The sequence below is a fragment of the Flavobacteriales bacterium genome (assembly GCA_016715895.1).
Classification (GTDB): Bacteria; Bacteroidota; Bacteroidia; order Flavobacteriales_F; family PHOS-HE28; genus PHOS-HE28.
The window spans coordinates 1,316,544-1,330,977 of sequence record JADJXH010000004.1 but is presented as its reverse complement, the minus strand read 5'-3'; the positions used below and the strand labels follow the sequence as shown (position 1 = coordinate 1,330,977).

Annotated in this window: 13 protein-coding genes and 2 tRNA genes; 8 read left to right on the top strand and 7 right to left on the bottom strand. The window is 67.7% G+C overall.

Annotated features, from left to right (window positions below):
* Nucleotides 1–90: 90 nt before the first annotated feature.
* The 6 genes from murA to IPM49_14365 all read left to right on the top strand — a co-directional run bounded on the left by murA (nucleotide 91) and on the right by IPM49_14365 (nucleotide 5,509).
* Nucleotides 91–1,395, top strand: coding sequence for a UDP-N-acetylglucosamine 1-carboxyvinyltransferase (murA, locus tag IPM49_14390; protein ID MBK9275710.1), 1,305 nt, complete (start codon nucleotides 91–93; stop codon nucleotides 1,393–1,395).
* A gap of 130 nt (nucleotides 1,396–1,525) precedes the next feature.
* Nucleotides 1,526–2,080, top strand: coding sequence for a TlpA family protein disulfide reductase (locus IPM49_14385; protein ID MBK9275709.1), 555 nt, complete (start codon nucleotides 1,526–1,528; stop codon nucleotides 2,078–2,080).
* Nucleotides 2,081–2,184: 104 nt separating this feature from the next.
* Nucleotides 2,185–2,856, top strand: coding sequence for a nucleotide exchange factor GrpE (locus tag IPM49_14380; GenBank protein MBK9275708.1), 672 nt, complete (start codon nucleotides 2,185–2,187; stop codon nucleotides 2,854–2,856).
* 34 nt (nucleotides 2,857–2,890) lie between these two features.
* On the top strand, nucleotides 2,891–4,021 hold the full coding sequence (gene dnaJ, locus IPM49_14375) for a molecular chaperone DnaJ (protein MBK9275707.1): 1,131 nt from the start codon (nucleotides 2,891–2,893) through the stop codon (nucleotides 4,019–4,021).
* Between the two features lie 35 nt (nucleotides 4,022–4,056).
* A complete protein-coding gene (locus tag IPM49_14370; protein ID MBK9275706.1) occupies nucleotides 4,057–4,668 on the top strand; it encodes a hypothetical protein in 612 nt (203 codons plus the stop codon).
* 67 nt (nucleotides 4,669–4,735) lie between these two features.
* Nucleotides 4,736–5,509 (top strand): acyl-CoA desaturase, encoded by a 774-nt coding sequence (locus tag IPM49_14365; GenBank protein ID MBK9275705.1) that lies wholly within the window; start codon nucleotides 4,736–4,738, stop codon nucleotides 5,507–5,509.
* Here IPM49_14365 and IPM49_14360 read toward each other — a convergent pair.
* The 4 genes from IPM49_14360 to mutS form a co-directional block, all read right to left on the bottom strand.
* Nucleotides 5,484–6,365 (bottom strand): tRNA glutamyl-Q synthetase, encoded by an 882-nt coding sequence (locus IPM49_14360; protein ID MBK9275704.1) that lies wholly within the window; start codon nucleotides 6,363–6,365, stop codon nucleotides 5,484–5,486. The two genes, IPM49_14365 and IPM49_14360, sit on opposite strands and share 26 nt — an antisense overlap.
* 9 nt (nucleotides 6,366–6,374) lie before the next feature.
* Nucleotides 6,375–6,460, bottom strand: a tRNA-Leu gene (locus IPM49_14355).
* Between the two features lie 76 nt (nucleotides 6,461–6,536).
* Nucleotides 6,537–6,609: transfer RNA gene (locus IPM49_14350), tRNA-Gly, on the bottom strand.
* Nucleotides 6,610–6,677: 68 nt separating this feature from the next.
* Nucleotides 6,678–9,332 carry a DNA mismatch repair protein MutS gene (gene mutS / locus IPM49_14345; GenBank protein MBK9275703.1) on the bottom strand — a complete coding sequence of 885 codons (2,655 nt, stop codon included), beginning with the start codon at nucleotides 9,330–9,332 and terminating at the stop codon, nucleotides 6,678–6,680.
* Between the two features lie 86 nt (nucleotides 9,333–9,418).
* Between mutS and IPM49_14340 the strand changes: the two genes are divergently transcribed.
* Both IPM49_14340 and IPM49_14335 read left to right on the top strand, forming a co-directional pair.
* Complete coding sequence (locus IPM49_14340) at nucleotides 9,419–9,952, top strand: RNA methyltransferase (protein ID MBK9275702.1); 534 nt, start codon at nucleotides 9,419–9,421, stop codon at nucleotides 9,950–9,952.
* A 138-nt stretch (nucleotides 9,953–10,090) separates the two neighbouring features.
* The gene (locus IPM49_14335) at nucleotides 10,091–11,062 is read left to right on the top strand and encodes a hypothetical protein (protein ID MBK9275701.1); all 972 of its coding nucleotides are present in this window, start codon (nucleotides 10,091–10,093) and stop codon (nucleotides 11,060–11,062) included.
* 415 nt (nucleotides 11,063–11,477) lie between these two features.
* Here IPM49_14335 and IPM49_14330 read toward each other — a convergent pair whose 3' ends face one another.
* The 3 genes from IPM49_14330 to folK all read right to left on the bottom strand — a co-directional run bounded on the left by IPM49_14330 (nucleotide 11,478) and on the right by folK (nucleotide 14,398).
* Nucleotides 11,478–13,181 carry a hypothetical protein gene (locus tag IPM49_14330; GenBank protein ID MBK9275700.1) on the bottom strand — a complete coding sequence of 568 codons (1,704 nt, stop codon included), beginning with the start codon at nucleotides 13,179–13,181 and terminating at the stop codon, nucleotides 11,478–11,480.
* Nucleotides 13,182–13,284: 103 nt separating this feature from the next.
* Nucleotides 13,285–13,914 (bottom strand): deoxynucleoside kinase, encoded by a 630-nt coding sequence (locus tag IPM49_14325; protein MBK9275699.1) that lies wholly within the window; start codon nucleotides 13,912–13,914, stop codon nucleotides 13,285–13,287.
* A 19-nt stretch (nucleotides 13,915–13,933) separates the two neighbouring features.
* Nucleotides 13,934–14,398, bottom strand: coding sequence for a 2-amino-4-hydroxy-6-hydroxymethyldihydropteridine diphosphokinase (gene folK / locus IPM49_14320; GenBank protein ID MBK9275698.1), 465 nt, complete (start codon nucleotides 14,396–14,398; stop codon nucleotides 13,934–13,936).
* Nucleotides 14,399–14,434 lie beyond the last annotated feature (36 nt).

Here is a 14,434-nt window from a genome sequence, read left to right as displayed (position 1 = left end):
TTGTCAGTCCCCTGTTGTTAGCAGCACGCCGCGCGCCGGTCGCGCAGCACCATCCGCAGGCGCTTGCTTCGCAGCACGAAGTGCCATGCCATGGGAAGTTTCCGCATTGAAGGGGGGCGCCGCCTGAAGGGTGAACTGGTGCCGCAGGGCGCCAAGAACGAGGCCCTCCAGATCCTCTGCGCCGTGCTGCTCACCAGCGAACCGGTCACGATCCACAACGTGCCCGACATCGTGGACGTGAACAAGCTCATCGACCTGCTGCGCGCCATGGGCGTGCAGGTGGAGACGCTCGGAACGGGCTCGTACCGCTTCACCGCGAAGACCGTGGACCTGGAGTTCTTCCTCGACCCCGAATACAAGCGCATGGGCGGCAGCCTGCGCGGAAGCGTGATGGTCTGCGGACCGGCGCTGGCGCGCTTCGGCCGGGGCTACATCCCCAGCCCCGGCGGTGACAAGATCGGCCGGCGCCGCATGGACACCCACTTCAACGGCTTCGAGCGGCTCGGCGCCAAGATCACGTACGATGCCAGGGAGGGTTTCTACCGCGCCGAGGCCACGCAGCTCCGCGGCTGCTACATGCTGCTCGACGAGGCCAGCGTCACCGGAACGGCCAACATCATCATGGCCGCGGTGCTCGCCGAGGGCCGCACCACCCTCTTCAACGCCGCCTGCGAGCCCTACATCCAGCAGCTCTGCACCATGCTGGTGCGCATGGGAGCGAAGATCACCGGCATCGGGAGCAACCTGATCCACATCGATGGCGTGAAGGAGCTGGGCGGCACCGAGCACCGCCTGCTGCCGGACATGATCGAGATCGGCTCCTTCATCGGCCTGGCGGCCATGACGCGCAGCGAGATCACCATCAAGGACACCGGGTACGACCACCTGGGCATGATCCCCGATGTGTTCCGCAGGCTCGGCATCGCCGTGGTGCGCCAAGGCGACGACATCCACGTGCCCGCCCAGGAGCACTACACCATCACCAGGTTCATCGATGGCAGCCAGATGATCGTGGCCGATGCGCCCTGGCCCGGCTTCACACCCGACCTGCTCAGCATCGTCCTGGTCACCGCCATCCAGGCCAAGGGCAGCTTGCTCATCCACCAGAAGATGTTCGAGAGCCGCCTGTTCTTCGTGGACAAGCTCATCGAGATGGGCGCACAGATCACGCTCTGCGATCCGCACCGCGCCCTGGTGATCGGCCACGACTTCCAGATCCCGCTGCGCGGCATCCGCATGACCAGCCCCGACATCCGCGCGGGCGTGTCGCTGCTGATCGCCGCGCTCAGCGCCGACGGCATCAGCACCATCGACAACATCGAACAGATCCGCCGCGGTTACCAGAACATCGAGGGGCGACTGAACGCCATCGGCGCGCGGATCGAGGTGATGTGAGCCCGTGCGCACAGGAGCACCTGCGCCCATGTGCACATCACCGGCCAGGGGCTTTCCGGTCCGCGGCACGGTCTTGGCTGACCACGCCGCACCCTTCCCCTACCTTCGTGCCATGAAACTCCGCCCTGCGATGAACAAGCTGCGCGTGCTGATCCTCTCCGCCGTGGCCCTGCTGGCCATCTACGGCTTCACCGAGCGCCTGGATCAGAAGGCCGCCAAGGGGTCCAAGGTGGGCACCAACATCGGTGATCTGGCGCCCGAGCTGGCCTACATGAACGTGGACAGCACGAAGGTCCTCAAACTCTCCGAGCTGCGCGGCAAGTACGTGCTGATCGACTTCTGGGCCAGTTGGTGCGGCCCCTGCCGGCGCGAGAACCCCAACGTGGTGGCCGCCTATCAGAAATACAGCGCCGCCAAGTTCAAGGATGGCAAGGGCTTCGAGATCTACAGCGTGAGCCTCGACAAGAGCCGCGATGCCTGGCGCCGCGCCATCGAGCAGGACAAGCTGAGCTGGAAGTACCACGTCAGCGACCTCAAGTACTGGGCCTCGGAGGCCTCGCGCCTCTATGGCGTCTCAGGCATCCCCATGAGCTTCCTGGTGGACCCCAACGGGGTGATCATCGGCAAGAACCTGCGGGGCATGGCCCTGCACCAGGAGCTCGACAAGTACGTCAAGAGCCTGTGATCCTTGAGCAGGACCCCCGAGGGCCCCGCCACGGCGGGGCTCTTTCGTTGCCGGCGCCCCTGTCATTTTGTCCCCCACCCCACCCCCGGCATCGTCCTTGACCCATGCGCCGCATCTTCGGAAAAGCCCGGAAACCCATGACGGACCGTCCCCAAGCCGCCGCCGAGGCGGAACATTCTGCCAAACCGACCTCGCACGGCCTGCCCGCCGACGCCGCCGATGAAGCGCGCAAGGACCCGCTGACCGCGGCCTCTGAGGCGGCCGCCGAACACGTGATGCACGATGCCGAGGCCGATGGCCGCGAGGACATCAGTACCCTTCAGGCGGAGCTGGACCAGGCCAAGGCCGAGGTGGCCGACCTGAGGGACAAATGGCTGCGGCTCAATGCCGACTTCGACAACTTCCGGAAGCGCACCGCCCGCGAGCGCCTCGACCTCATCCAGTTCGCCGCCGAGAACGCCCTGAAGAACGTGCTGCCCGTGCTGGACGACATGGAGCGCGCCATCGCCAACAACGCGCGCACCGAGGACGTGGCCGTGATGAAGGAGGGCTTCCACCTCATCCAGAGCAAGCTCCTCCACATCCTCGGCAGCCAGGGCGTGAAGCCCATGACCGAGGTGAAAGGACAGCCCTTCGATGTGGACCGTCACGAGGCCATCACGAAGGCCCCCGCTCCGAGCCCCGAGCTGAAAGGGCGCGTGCTGGACGTGGTGGAGAACGGCTATACCCTGCACGACAAGGTGATCCGCTACGCCAAGGTGGTGGTGGGCGAATAAGGCACGCACCTCCGGCAACCCTCCACCCGCACCGATGAGCAAGCGCGATCCCTACGAGGTCCTGGGCGTGGCCCGCACCGCGAGCGCCGACGAGATCAAGAAGGCCTACCGCAAGCAGGCCATCAAGTTCCACCCCGACAAGAACCCCGGCGACAAGGCCGCCGAGGAGAAGTTCAAGGAGGCTGCGGAGGCCTACGAGATCCTCAGCGACCCCGAGAAGAAGGCCCGTTACGACCGCTTCGGCCACCAGGCCCCCGGTGGCTTCGGCGGAGGTGGCCAGGCCGGTGGCATGTCGATGGACGACATCTTCAGCCACTTCGGCGACATCTTCGGCGAGGCCTTCGGGGGCGGCGCGTTCGGAGGCTTCGGCGGAGGCCGTGGGCGCGGTGGACGGGTCATCAAGGGCAGCAACCTGCGTGTCCGCCTCAAGCTCTCCCTGGAGGAGATCGCCCTGGGTGCCGAGAAGAAGATCAAGGTGACCAAGCTGGTGCGCGGCAAGGGCAGCGAATACGGCGCCTGCGGCACCTGCAAAGGCACCGGTCAGGTGACCCGCGTCCAGAGCACCTTCCTGGGCGCCATGCAGACGGTGAGCACCTGCCCGGCCTGCGGCGGCATCGGACAGACCGTGAGCAAGCGGGCCCCGGGCAGCGATGAACATGGCCTGGTGCGCGAAGAGGTGGTGGTGCCCATCCGCATCCCCGCCGGTGTGGAGGAGGGCATGCAGCTCAACGTGAGCGGCATGGGCAACGAGGCCCCGGCGGGCGGTGTGCCGGGCGATCTGCTCGTTGTGATCGAGGAGGAGCCGCATGCCGAACTGAAGCGCGACGGTCAGCACCTGCACCACGAGGCCTTCATCAGCATGCCCGACGCCGCGCTCGGCACCACCATCGAGGTGCCCCTGGTGCAGGGCCGCGCCAAGGTGAAGATCGAGCCCGGCACACAGAGCAACCACACCCTGCGCCTGCGTGGCAAGGGGCTGCCCAGCCTGAACGGCGGTGGGGCGGGCGACCTGTTCGTCCACGTCGCGGTATGGACACCCACCGACCTCACCAAGGCCGAACGGGATGCGCTGGAGAAACTGCGCACCAGCCCGGGGTTCCAGCCACGACCCACCAACAAGGACAAGGGCTTTTTCGAGCGCGTGCGCGAGATGTTCGGCCATTGAGGTGCGGCGGGCGGGTGCCTATCTTGCTCCTGTCCATGCTACCCGCGCATCGTTCCACGCCCCGCGCTCGGTCCACCCCGCGTGTGGAGAGCGCGGCGCCTCCCACATCCGCACGCTCCCCGTTCCATCGGCTGCGGTGGGGCCACCTGATCCCCCTCTGGTTCGTCGGCGTGCCGTGCGTAGCCGTCCTGGCCGGCCCCACCCTGCTCACCGTGGACGGCTGGCTGCGGCTGCTCGGGGCGCTCGTGGCCCTCATCGCCGTGGTGGCCCGGCTGCTCGACCGGCGCTACCGCTTCGGCCCCTGGGCCTCCTTCATCGCCGGGCTCTTCGGCGGGCTGCCCCTGCTCGCTCTGCTCGTGCTCAGCCTCAACCGCATGGCGGGCCGCGAACGGGTGGAGGAACTCCACATCGTCGGCATCGAGCGCCGCGCGGACCTCGATGGCCTGCTGCTCCACCTCGAAGGCGATGCCTACGCCGACTTCCCGCGCAAGCTGCGGCTGGCCCCGCTCGACCCGGCGGTGTGGTCCGCCGAAAAGCTCCGCACCACCTTCCACGACGGGCTCTTCGGCTTCCCCGTGGTGAAACACCAGGAACTGCTGCCCGGGCCCTTGGGACATCGCCTGCCCGACCGGACCCGACTTCCCTGATCCGGGCCCCGTCGACTGACGCCCCTCACGCGGGGCCCCTTCACACCGGGCTACCTTCGCGCCGACCATGACCGCGATCCTCCTCTTCTTCGTCCTTCACTGGTACCTGAGCCTCTTCGTGCAGACCTTCTACCTGCATCGCTATGCCGCGCACCACATGTTCACCATGAGCCCCTTCTGGGAGAAGGCGTTCCATGTGCTCACCTTCATCGCCCAGGGCAGCAGCTACCTGAGCCCTTACGCCTACGGGGTCCTGCACCGCCTTCACCATGCGTACGCGGACACCGAGCAGGACCCGCACTCCCCGAAGTACGACCCCAGCCTGTTCAGCATGATGTGGCGCACCAAGACGATCTACCATCAGCTGTTCGACCGGTCGATGCCGGTGGAGGAGCGCTTCACCAAAGGGGTGCCCCAGTGGCGTGCCTTCGAGGTGTTCGCCGACGCGTGGCCCACCCGCATCGCCTGGATCCTGGGATACACCGCCTTCTATGTGGCCTTCGCCCCCAGCTTCTGGTGGTACCTGCTGCTGCCGCTTCACTACGTGATGGGCCCGCTGCACGGCGCCATCATCAATTGGTACGCGCACAAGTACGGCTACCGCAACTACGAGGTGAGCGACACCAGCCGCAACATGTGGCCCGTGGAGGTGCTCGTGATGGGCGAAGGCCTGCACAACAACCACCATGCGCACAGCGGTCGGGCCAACTTCGCGGCCAAGTGGTGGGAGTTCGACCCCACCTGGCCCATCATCCGCGTGCTGAACGCCCTGCGGATCATCCGGCTCCGGCCGGCCGCCGTGCCCGTGCCCGAGGTCAGGCCCCGGCAGCAAGCTGCCTGAACATCGCCTCAGCCCGGGCGATCAGGGTCTGCGGTCCGTGACCCGCAAGGCGCATGGCGCGCAGGCTGGTCGCCCCCTCCGATTTGCTGAGCTTGGCCCCGGTGTCGTCCAAGAGCAGCGGATGATGTGCGAACCGCACGTTCGTGAACGCGGCAAGTCCCAACACCCGCGCCAGGTACAACTGCACCAGCGTGCTGGGCAAAAGGTCCTCGCCGCGCACGATGAAGGTGATCCCCTGGTCCACATCATCCGCCAGGGAGGCCAGCTGGTAGGCCGGGCGGCGCGGACGACCATCCGGTGATCGTTGCAGCACAACGGGATCCGGCAACCAGGCGAAGGGCCGTTCGGACCGGGAGGGGCCGAACAGGTCATGCACGGTCACCTCCTCGTCTTCCGGGATCCGCACCCGCCACGCGAGCTGTTCATCGTCCAGGTCGAACCCCGCGGTCCGGCAGGGGCAGGTGGCCTGCCCGGTGGCCTGCAGGACCGAGCGTTGCCGGCGCGAGCAGCGGCAGGCATAGACCTGATCGTCGGCCCGCAGGGCATCGGCGAGCGACCGGTAGCGCGGGATCCGGAGCTGCTGCGACCCGTGCAGGCGCAGGTCCACGGCGTCACGCGGGCCCACGTCGGGATGGATGTCCAGCCAGGCCAGGCTGTCGAAGATGTCCTCCACGTAGGCCGCACGCTCCCGTTCGGCGTCGAGGTCGTCGATGCGCAGCCGCAGGCTGGCGCCGGTGCGACGCGCGAGCTGGTGGGTGAGCAGGAAGTTCAGCGCGTTGCCGGCATGGAGGAAACCGCTGGGCGTGGGGGCCAGCCGGGTGCTTCCGGGGACGGGCGACACGGAAGATGCGGGCATGAGGGTCGGTGCCCGGGGCGGGACTTGAACCCGCACGGCCCTTGCGGGCCAAGGGATTTTAAGTCCCTCGTGTCTACCGGTTCCACCACCCGGGCGGGGCCACCGCGCATGGCCGGTGGACGGGAACTCCCGAAAATAGCGATGCCCCCGCCAGGCGGCGAAGGCATCGTGAGCGAGAAACGGGACTCGAACCCGCGACCCCGACCTTGGCAAGGTCGTGCTCTACCAACTGAGCTACTCTCGCTTGAAACCCGTCCACGGCCGGTCGGGGGTGCAAATATAGGCGGTCCTCCGATCCGTGCAATGCGGGGTTCACGCCTTCCGCAGCTGCGCCGACCGGGCACCGGCCATCCGCTTGATCTCGTTGAGCTTCAGCAGGGCCTCCACCGGTGTGAGCGTATCGATGTCGAGCGCTTCCAGCTGGCCGCGGATGCCTTCCAACGCGGGGTCGTCCAACTGGAAGAAGCTCAGCTGCAGGTCGCGGTCCAGCCCTTCCACGGCGCGCCGGCCGGGAGCTGCGGGCAGTCCACCCTCGCGCTCGCCCAGGTCGCCGGCATGGCTCCGCTCCAGGTGGGCCAGCACCTTCTCGGCGCGCCGCACCACGCTCTGCGGCATGCCGGCCATGCGCGCCACATGAATGCCGAAGCTGCGGTCGCTGCCGCCGGGCACCAGCTTGCGCAGGAAGTGCACGCGCCCGTCCACCTCGCGCACCGCCACACTGGCATTGCGGATCCGCGGGTAGGTCGCCGCCATCTCGTTCAGTTCGTGGTAGTGCGTGGCGAACAGGGTGCGCGGCCGGCCGGGGTGTTCGTGCAGATGCTCGGCGATGGCCCAGGCGATGCTGATGCCGTCGTAGGTGCTGGTGCCCCGGCCGATCTCGTCGAGCACCACCAGGCTGCGCGCGGTGAGGTTGTTGAGGATGCTCGCCGTCTCGTTCATCTCCACCATGAAGGTGCTCTCCCCGGTGCTGAGGTTGTCGCTGGCCCCCACCCGGGTGAAGATCCGGTCCACCACCCCGATCCGCGCCGCCGACGCCGGCACGAAGCTGCCCGCCTGCGCCATCAGCACGATGAGCGCCGTCTGCCGCAGCAGGGCCGATTTTCCGCTCATATTGGGGCCGGTGATCACCACCAGCTGGCGCTCCTCGGGGTCCAGCAGCAGGTCGTTGGCCACGTAGGTCTCTCCAGGCGGCAGCTGCTGTTCGATCACCGGATGGCGCGCGTCGCGCAGGTCGATCGTGCGGCCGTCATCGAGCACCGGCCGGGCGTAGCCCCAACGCGCCGCCGTGAGCGCGAAGCCCCGCAGCACATCAAAGGCCGCGACGGCGCTGGCGGTGGTCTGCACCGGCCGGATCCGCACGCAGACCGCCTCCACCAGTTCCGCGAAGCGACGCGCCTCCAGGTCGAGGATGCGCTCCTCGGCCCCCAGGATCCGCTCCTCCAAGGCCTTCAGCTCATCGGTGATGTAGCGCTCGGCGCCCACCAGCGTCTGTTTGCGCACCCATTCGGGCGGCACCTTGGCCTTGTGCGTGTTGCGCACCTCCAGGTAGTAGCCGAACACGTTGTTGAAGCCCACCTTGAGGCTGGGGATGCCGGTGCGATCGCTTTCACGCTGCTGCGCCTCCAGAAGCAGGTCCTTGGCGTGGCCGCTCACATGCCGGAGCTCATCCAGTTCGGCATCGATGCCGGGACGGATGACGCCGCCCTTGTTCAACGCGGCCGGGGCCTCGGGCTCCAGGGACCGCGCCAGCTGCTCGCTCAGGGTGGTGTCGGCATCGATGCCCCCGGCCACGGCGGCCATGGCCCCTCCCGCCTGCAGCAGATCGTGGCGCAGGGCCTGCCCCGCCTCCAGGGCCAGCCGAAGCTGGTTCAGTTCACGCGGGGTGATGCGCCCGGCGGCGGCCTTGCCCGCCAGCCGTTCCAGATCGCCGATGGCCTGCAGGTGCGCCCCGCTGCGCTCCAGCAGCGCGGCGTCCTCCACGCCCTGGGCCACGGCGGCATGGCGCGCGTCGATGGCCGCTCGGTCCACCAGCGGGAAGGTGAGCCAGCGCTTCAGCAGGCGCGAGCCCATCGGGGTGGCGCAGCGGTCCAGCACGTCGCAAAGCGTCCGGGCCCCTTCGTTCACCGGCGCCACCACCTCCAGGTTGCGCAGCGTGAACCGGTCGAGGCCGACGTGCGCCCCCGGCTGCAGGCGCGCCAGTCCGGTGATGTGCGCCAGCCGCTCGTGCCGGGTGTCGCCCAGGTAGTGCAGCACCGCGCCCGCCGCCCGCTGGCCCAGCTGCAGCTCCTCCACCCCGAAGCCCTTCAGGCTGGTGGTGCCGAACTGCCGCAGCAGGCGCTCCCGGGCCAGGTCGTCGGTGAAGACCCAATCCTCCAGGGCATAGCTGTACTGTCGGCCGATGAACTCCTGCACCAGGGAATCGTCAGCGGTGCGAGGGTGGAGCAGCTCACTGGGTGCGTGGCCCTCCATGAACTTCCGCACCCCTTCCGCCTCCTCCTCCCCCACCAGGAACTCGCCCGTCGTGATGTCCAGGAAGGCCACGCCGTAGCGGCCGCGGTGCGCGCAGACGGCTGCCAGCCAGTTGTTGCTGCGGTGGTCCACCACGCGGTCGCTGAAGGCCACCCCGGGCGTCACCACCTCGGTGACCCCGCGCTCCACCACCGTCTTGGCCAGCTTCGGGTCCTCCAGCTGATCGCAGACCGCCACCCGGTGGCCGGCCCGCACCAGGCGGGGCAGGTAGGTCTCCAGCGCATGGTGCGGGAAGCCCGCCAGCGGCACATCGCCCGCAGCGCCGTTGTTGCGGCGGGTGAGGGTGATGCCCAGCACCTGCGACGCCCGCACCGCGTCCTCCCCGAAGGTCTCGTAGAAGTCGCCCACGCGGAACAGCAGCACCGCATCGGGGTACTGCCCCTTGATGCGTTGGTATTGCTGCATCAGCGGCGTTCCGCCGCGCCCCGCCTTGCTCATGGTGCCCGTGCCGGCCTCCTATTTTCGCCAGCCCGGAAAAGTACGGCCCGTCACCTGTCCGCACCCTCTCCGGTTATCCACGATCCATGCCCACCGGCGACCGCAAGCTGCACCTCGAGGAACTGGGCCGGCCCACCCCGGAACAGTTCCGTGCCACGCCCCGCCGGCCCGTGCGTGTGGTGCTGGACGATGTGCGCAGCCGGCACAACGTGGGTTCGGTGTTCCGCACCGCCGATGCCTTCGCCCTCGAGGGGATCACCCTGTGCGGCTTCACCCCGCTGCCGCCCCACCGCGAGATCGAGAAGACCGCCTTGGGCGCCACCGCCACCGTGCCCTGGGAGCACGCCCCCGATGCCGCCGACGCCGTCCGCCACCTGCAGGCCCGCGGCTACCGGGTGCTGGCCGTGGAGCAGACCATGCATGCCGTGCCCCTGATGGAGGTGGTGCATGCACCGGAGGCCCCGCTGGCCCTGGTGTTCGGCAACGAGCTGCACGGAGTGAGCGATGCGGTGATCGCGGCCTGTGACGGCTGCCTGGTGATCCCCCAGCATGGCGCCAAGCACTCCCTGAACGTCTCGGTCTGCGCCGGCGTGGTGCTGTGGTGGTTCGTCGGCCGGTAGCGGAACAGAACCCCTTCAGCGGAGCCGCGTAGAAAGGCAACCCTCGGCCGTTCAACAGGTCTATGGGGATAGGACGGCCGCCGCTCACTTGGCCGTTCCGTCCCAGCCGATACATTTGAACGGAAACCGGGTGCACGCATGAAGGGACGCTACGCGCTTCGCATCACTGTCCTGCTGCTATCGGGCCTCCTTGGGGGCGCCGGCCTTCATGCCCAGTACTTCCGCAAGTCGAACTACTGGAAGACCAACCGCAACGAGATCACCATCGGGCTCGGCGCCGCCAACTTCCTGGGCGAGCTGGGCGGCCGCGACCAGATCGGCACCTCCTTCATCTGGGACCTGGAGGTGAGCCAGACGCGCCCCGCGTTCAGCTTGGGCTGGCGGTACTACCTGCGCGAACGCATGGCCATGCGCACCTCGCTGGCCTACGGCGTGCTGGCGGGCAACGACAACCTCACCGCCGAGACCTTCCGCCGCAACCGGAACCTCAACTTCCGCAGTGATCTGTTCGAGTTCAGCGTGCTGTTCGAGCTGCATGCCTTCAAGGAGGAGCTCGGCCACATCTACGACCTGCGCGGCGTGAAGGGCCAGAAGGCCAGCCGTGTGGGGCTCTACGGCTTCATCGGCGTCGGCGGCTTCTACTTCGACCCGCGCGGCAAGTTCAACAACACCTGGGTGCGGCTGAAGCCCCTCCACACCGAGGGCCAGGGCCTGCCGGGCGGGGCGCAGGAGTACAGCAACTTCGGTTTCTGCGTGCCCATGGGCTTCGGCATCCGAAAGGCGCTCACCAAGCAGTGGAGCGTTGGCCTGGAGCTGCAGCACACCACCACCTTCACCGACTACATCGACGATGTGAGCACCGTGTACTACGACCCCGACGCCATCCGCACGGTGAGCGGCGATGTGGGCGTGTACATGGCCGACCCCAGCCTGGGTGTGGGCGACAACGTGAACGAGCTCACCACCAGCCCCGGCCAGCAGCGCGGCGACAGCAGCGACAACGACGCGTACCTGTTCCTGCGCCTGCAGGTGCATCACAAGCTGTACAAGTACAAGAGCGGCAGCAAGAAGTACCGCACCCGCATCCGCCGGCAGAAGATCATCTTCTGAGCCGGGTGCGCGGCTGTGCCGCGGATCATCATGCCCTGCCGCTCCGCGGTCGCCGGCTGTACCGCGGATCCCAGCCTCCACTCAGTTCGGCAGCGGGCTGCGCCGGAAGGCCCGGCCTGGTGGAGGTGGAACCGATCGAGTACGAAGCGAGGGAGCCAGTTCATGCGAGCTGGATCATCGCATCCACGCCTCAAGCGCGGACGAGCGATCCAAGGCAAGCGCGGGCGAACAGGCGACCTTCCACACAACTCATGGGTCACCCGTCCCGCTGGAGCCATCGCACGCTGAGGACAGGCGCGGTGTTGGGGCGACCGTGTCCCGAAGCAACTCCTGTCCTCCCGGCCCGTGCGACCCGGAGCGAACGAAAAAGCCCCCGGGCCTGAGGCCGGGGGCTTGGGATGGATCGCGTTCGGACTTAGATGCCCAGGTTGTCCTTGAAGGCGCGGAACTCGAGGTCCTTACGGGCCTTGTCGGCCAGCTTGGCGTCCTTCTGCACGGCCAGGGCCAGCTGGTTGCGCACCATGTCGCCGTTGTTCTGGCGGGCGCCGCAGATGGCCATCAGGTAGTGGCCCTCGGCGGTGTCCTTGTCCGGGCTGCCCTCCAGCATGCGCTGGGCACCGGCGGCGTCACCGCTCAGGAGCTTGGCCAGGGCGCTGTTGAAGTCGTTCACCCCGCCGAAGCTGCTGTTGGCGCTGCCGTAGTCGCCGTTCTGGATGTGCACGATGCCCATGTTGTAGCTCACCTCCGGACCGGCGGCGGTGGACTTCTTGTAGAGCTCCATGGCCTTCTTGCGGTCGCCCTTCAGGCGGGCGCAGGCGCCGAGGTTGTTGGTGCTGATGGGGTTATCATGGATGCTGTTCGCCTTCTGGAACTGGGCCTCGGCCTCGGCCAGGCGGTTCTGCTGGTAGTGGATGTAGCCCACGTTGTTGGCCCCGCGGTAGTCCGTGGGGAAGATGCGCTCGGCCTCCTTGTAGATGCGCAGCTGCTCGTTCATGTCCGTGGTGAGCGTGGCGGCGAAGAGCAGTTCCTCGATGGTGAGGCTGTCCGGCATGGTGCGGCTCATGGCCGTGAGCTGCTCGTCGGTCTTGCCCACGCGCTCGTAGTTGAGCTTCACCTCGCTGCGGCGCAGTTTGGGCAGGATGGTCTCGCGGATCTCCGTGTAGGTGGCCGCCATGTTCTTGATCTCGCTCTCGCGCTTGTTCACATCGGGGTACATGCCGAGCACGCGCAGCACCAGGTCCTTGTCCGCGAAGGTGCTGGCCTTCATCTCGCGCTCGAACCCGTCCCAGTCCTCACCGTGGCTGGTGCTGCTGAACAGGCTGTCGCCCTTGGCCAGCTTGTTGCGGCCCAGCTCGGCCTGGAGCCAGCGCATGGCATGCTTGTCCCGCTTGTTGGCGAGGCCCTCGTTCATGTCCACCTCCCCTTCCGGCGAAGCGTAGGCATCGATGCGCATGCCCTTGATCACCACGTTCGGGTTCTTGGCGTTGGCCTTCAGGAAGTCCTGCATGGCCTTCACGTCGGCGTCCTTCATGTCACCGTTCACGGGCACGTCGCTGGCCACGTTGTAGTTGAGCTGCAGGTCCTGGCTGTGCTGGGTGATGCGCTGGAAGGCGTCCTTGGCCAGGATCACCTTGTCGTCGCTCTTCACCAGGTAGGGCGTGGTGATGACGCCGTCGGCGATCTTCACCGGATCGAAGGGCTTCTCCTTCTTGCCCTGCTTGCCGAGGATCTTGATCATCAGCTCGCTGGTCTCCATGCTGGGCGTGTAGGCGACCTTGTCGGTGTAGTTGAAGTCCTTGCCGCTCTCGTAGGGGATCACGGTGTAGTTGCCGGCAGCGCCCTCGCCCTGGAAGCCGGCCATCTTCAGCGGGGTCTCGCCCCCGGCGTAGGTGATGGCGGGGGTGAGCTCCACCTGGGCCTTCTTGTAGAAGTACTTGCCGGGGAAGTTGCCCCGGATGTTCACCGCCACGCTGTCGCCCTGGACGATCAGGGGGTTGGGGTCGACCGTGTACTTGATGGTCTCGGCGTACTTGGTCATTTTGCCCAATCCGCCGCAACCGGCAAGAACGAGGGCTGAGCCGGCCAGGAGGGCCGCGCCGCGCAGGGGGACGTGCTTCATGTGTTCGGGATGCTGATGGTCAGGAGGTTCCGGGCGCAAACATAACAACGCCCCCGTGGGCGGAAGGCCCGGATCCGGCCAATTCTCCACGGCGCCCTGTGGATCAGAGCTGCAGCACGTCGAACGGCCTGTCCTGCGGCTCTTCCAGCCGCCCGCACAAGGCCTCGAAGGCCTCCGCATCGTGCAGCAGGTCGCGGCCGCCCAGGTCCACCACCAGCACCTGCGACCCGTCGGTCTTCTGCAGGTGGTCCATGTACAGCTCGCGCAGCCGCTCCAGGTAGTCCGGCCGGATGTCCTGCTCGTAGCTGCGGCCCCGTTGGCGGATGCGGTCACGCACCCGCTCCAGGGGAAGGTGCAGGTACACAATGAGGTCGGGGCGTGGCAGGGAGCCGTACATGATGCGGTACAGGTCGCGGAAGAGCGTGTTCTCCTCGGGGTTGAGCGTGGCGCTGGCGAACACCAGCGATTTGCCGATGGAGTAGTCGGCCACGGTGCGCGGGGCGAAGAGGTCCTGCTCGCTGGCCCGCTTGAGCTGATGGTACCGCTGCGCGAGGAAGCTCAGTTCCACGGCGAAGGCATAGCGCTGCGGGTCGGCGTAGAATCGGGGCAGGAAGGGGTTGTCGTCGAACTCCTCCATCACCAGGCGGGCGCCCCAGCGTTCGGCCAGCCGCCGCGCCAGCGTGGTCTTGCCCGCGCCGATCAGGCCCTCCAGCGCGATGTAGCCGTGGTGCATGGGGCGCGAAGTTGGGCGATCAGCTCCGGAGGTCGTCCAGCAGCTGCAGCACGGTGCGGTCCCGGCCGGGGGGCACGGCCAGCGGCAGCAGGTCGGCGGCGGGGGCCAACGCGAAGGCGCGCTCATGCAGGCGTGGGTGCGGCACCTGCACCCCCGGCCGGTCAACGCGCTGGGCGCCCCAGAGCAGGATGTCGATGTCGATGGGGCGCGAGGTGTAGCCCCCGCTGCCGCGCAACCGCCCCAGCTCGCGCTCGATGGCGAGCAGATGGTCCATCAGCTCGTCCGGCCCCAGCACCGTGTCGATCAGCAGCGCCCGGTTCAGGAAAAGCGACGGGCCGGCGAAGCCCCATGGCTCGGTCCAGTGGTCGCGGCTGCGGGCGAGCACCGGGCCGCAGCGTGAGGCGATGGCCTGTTCGGCGCGGCTGAAGGTGGCCCGCACATCGCCCTGGTCGGCCCCCAGCAACAACAGCACCTCGGCGCTCACGGGGCGAAGGTATCGGCCACCTTCCATCCCCCCCGC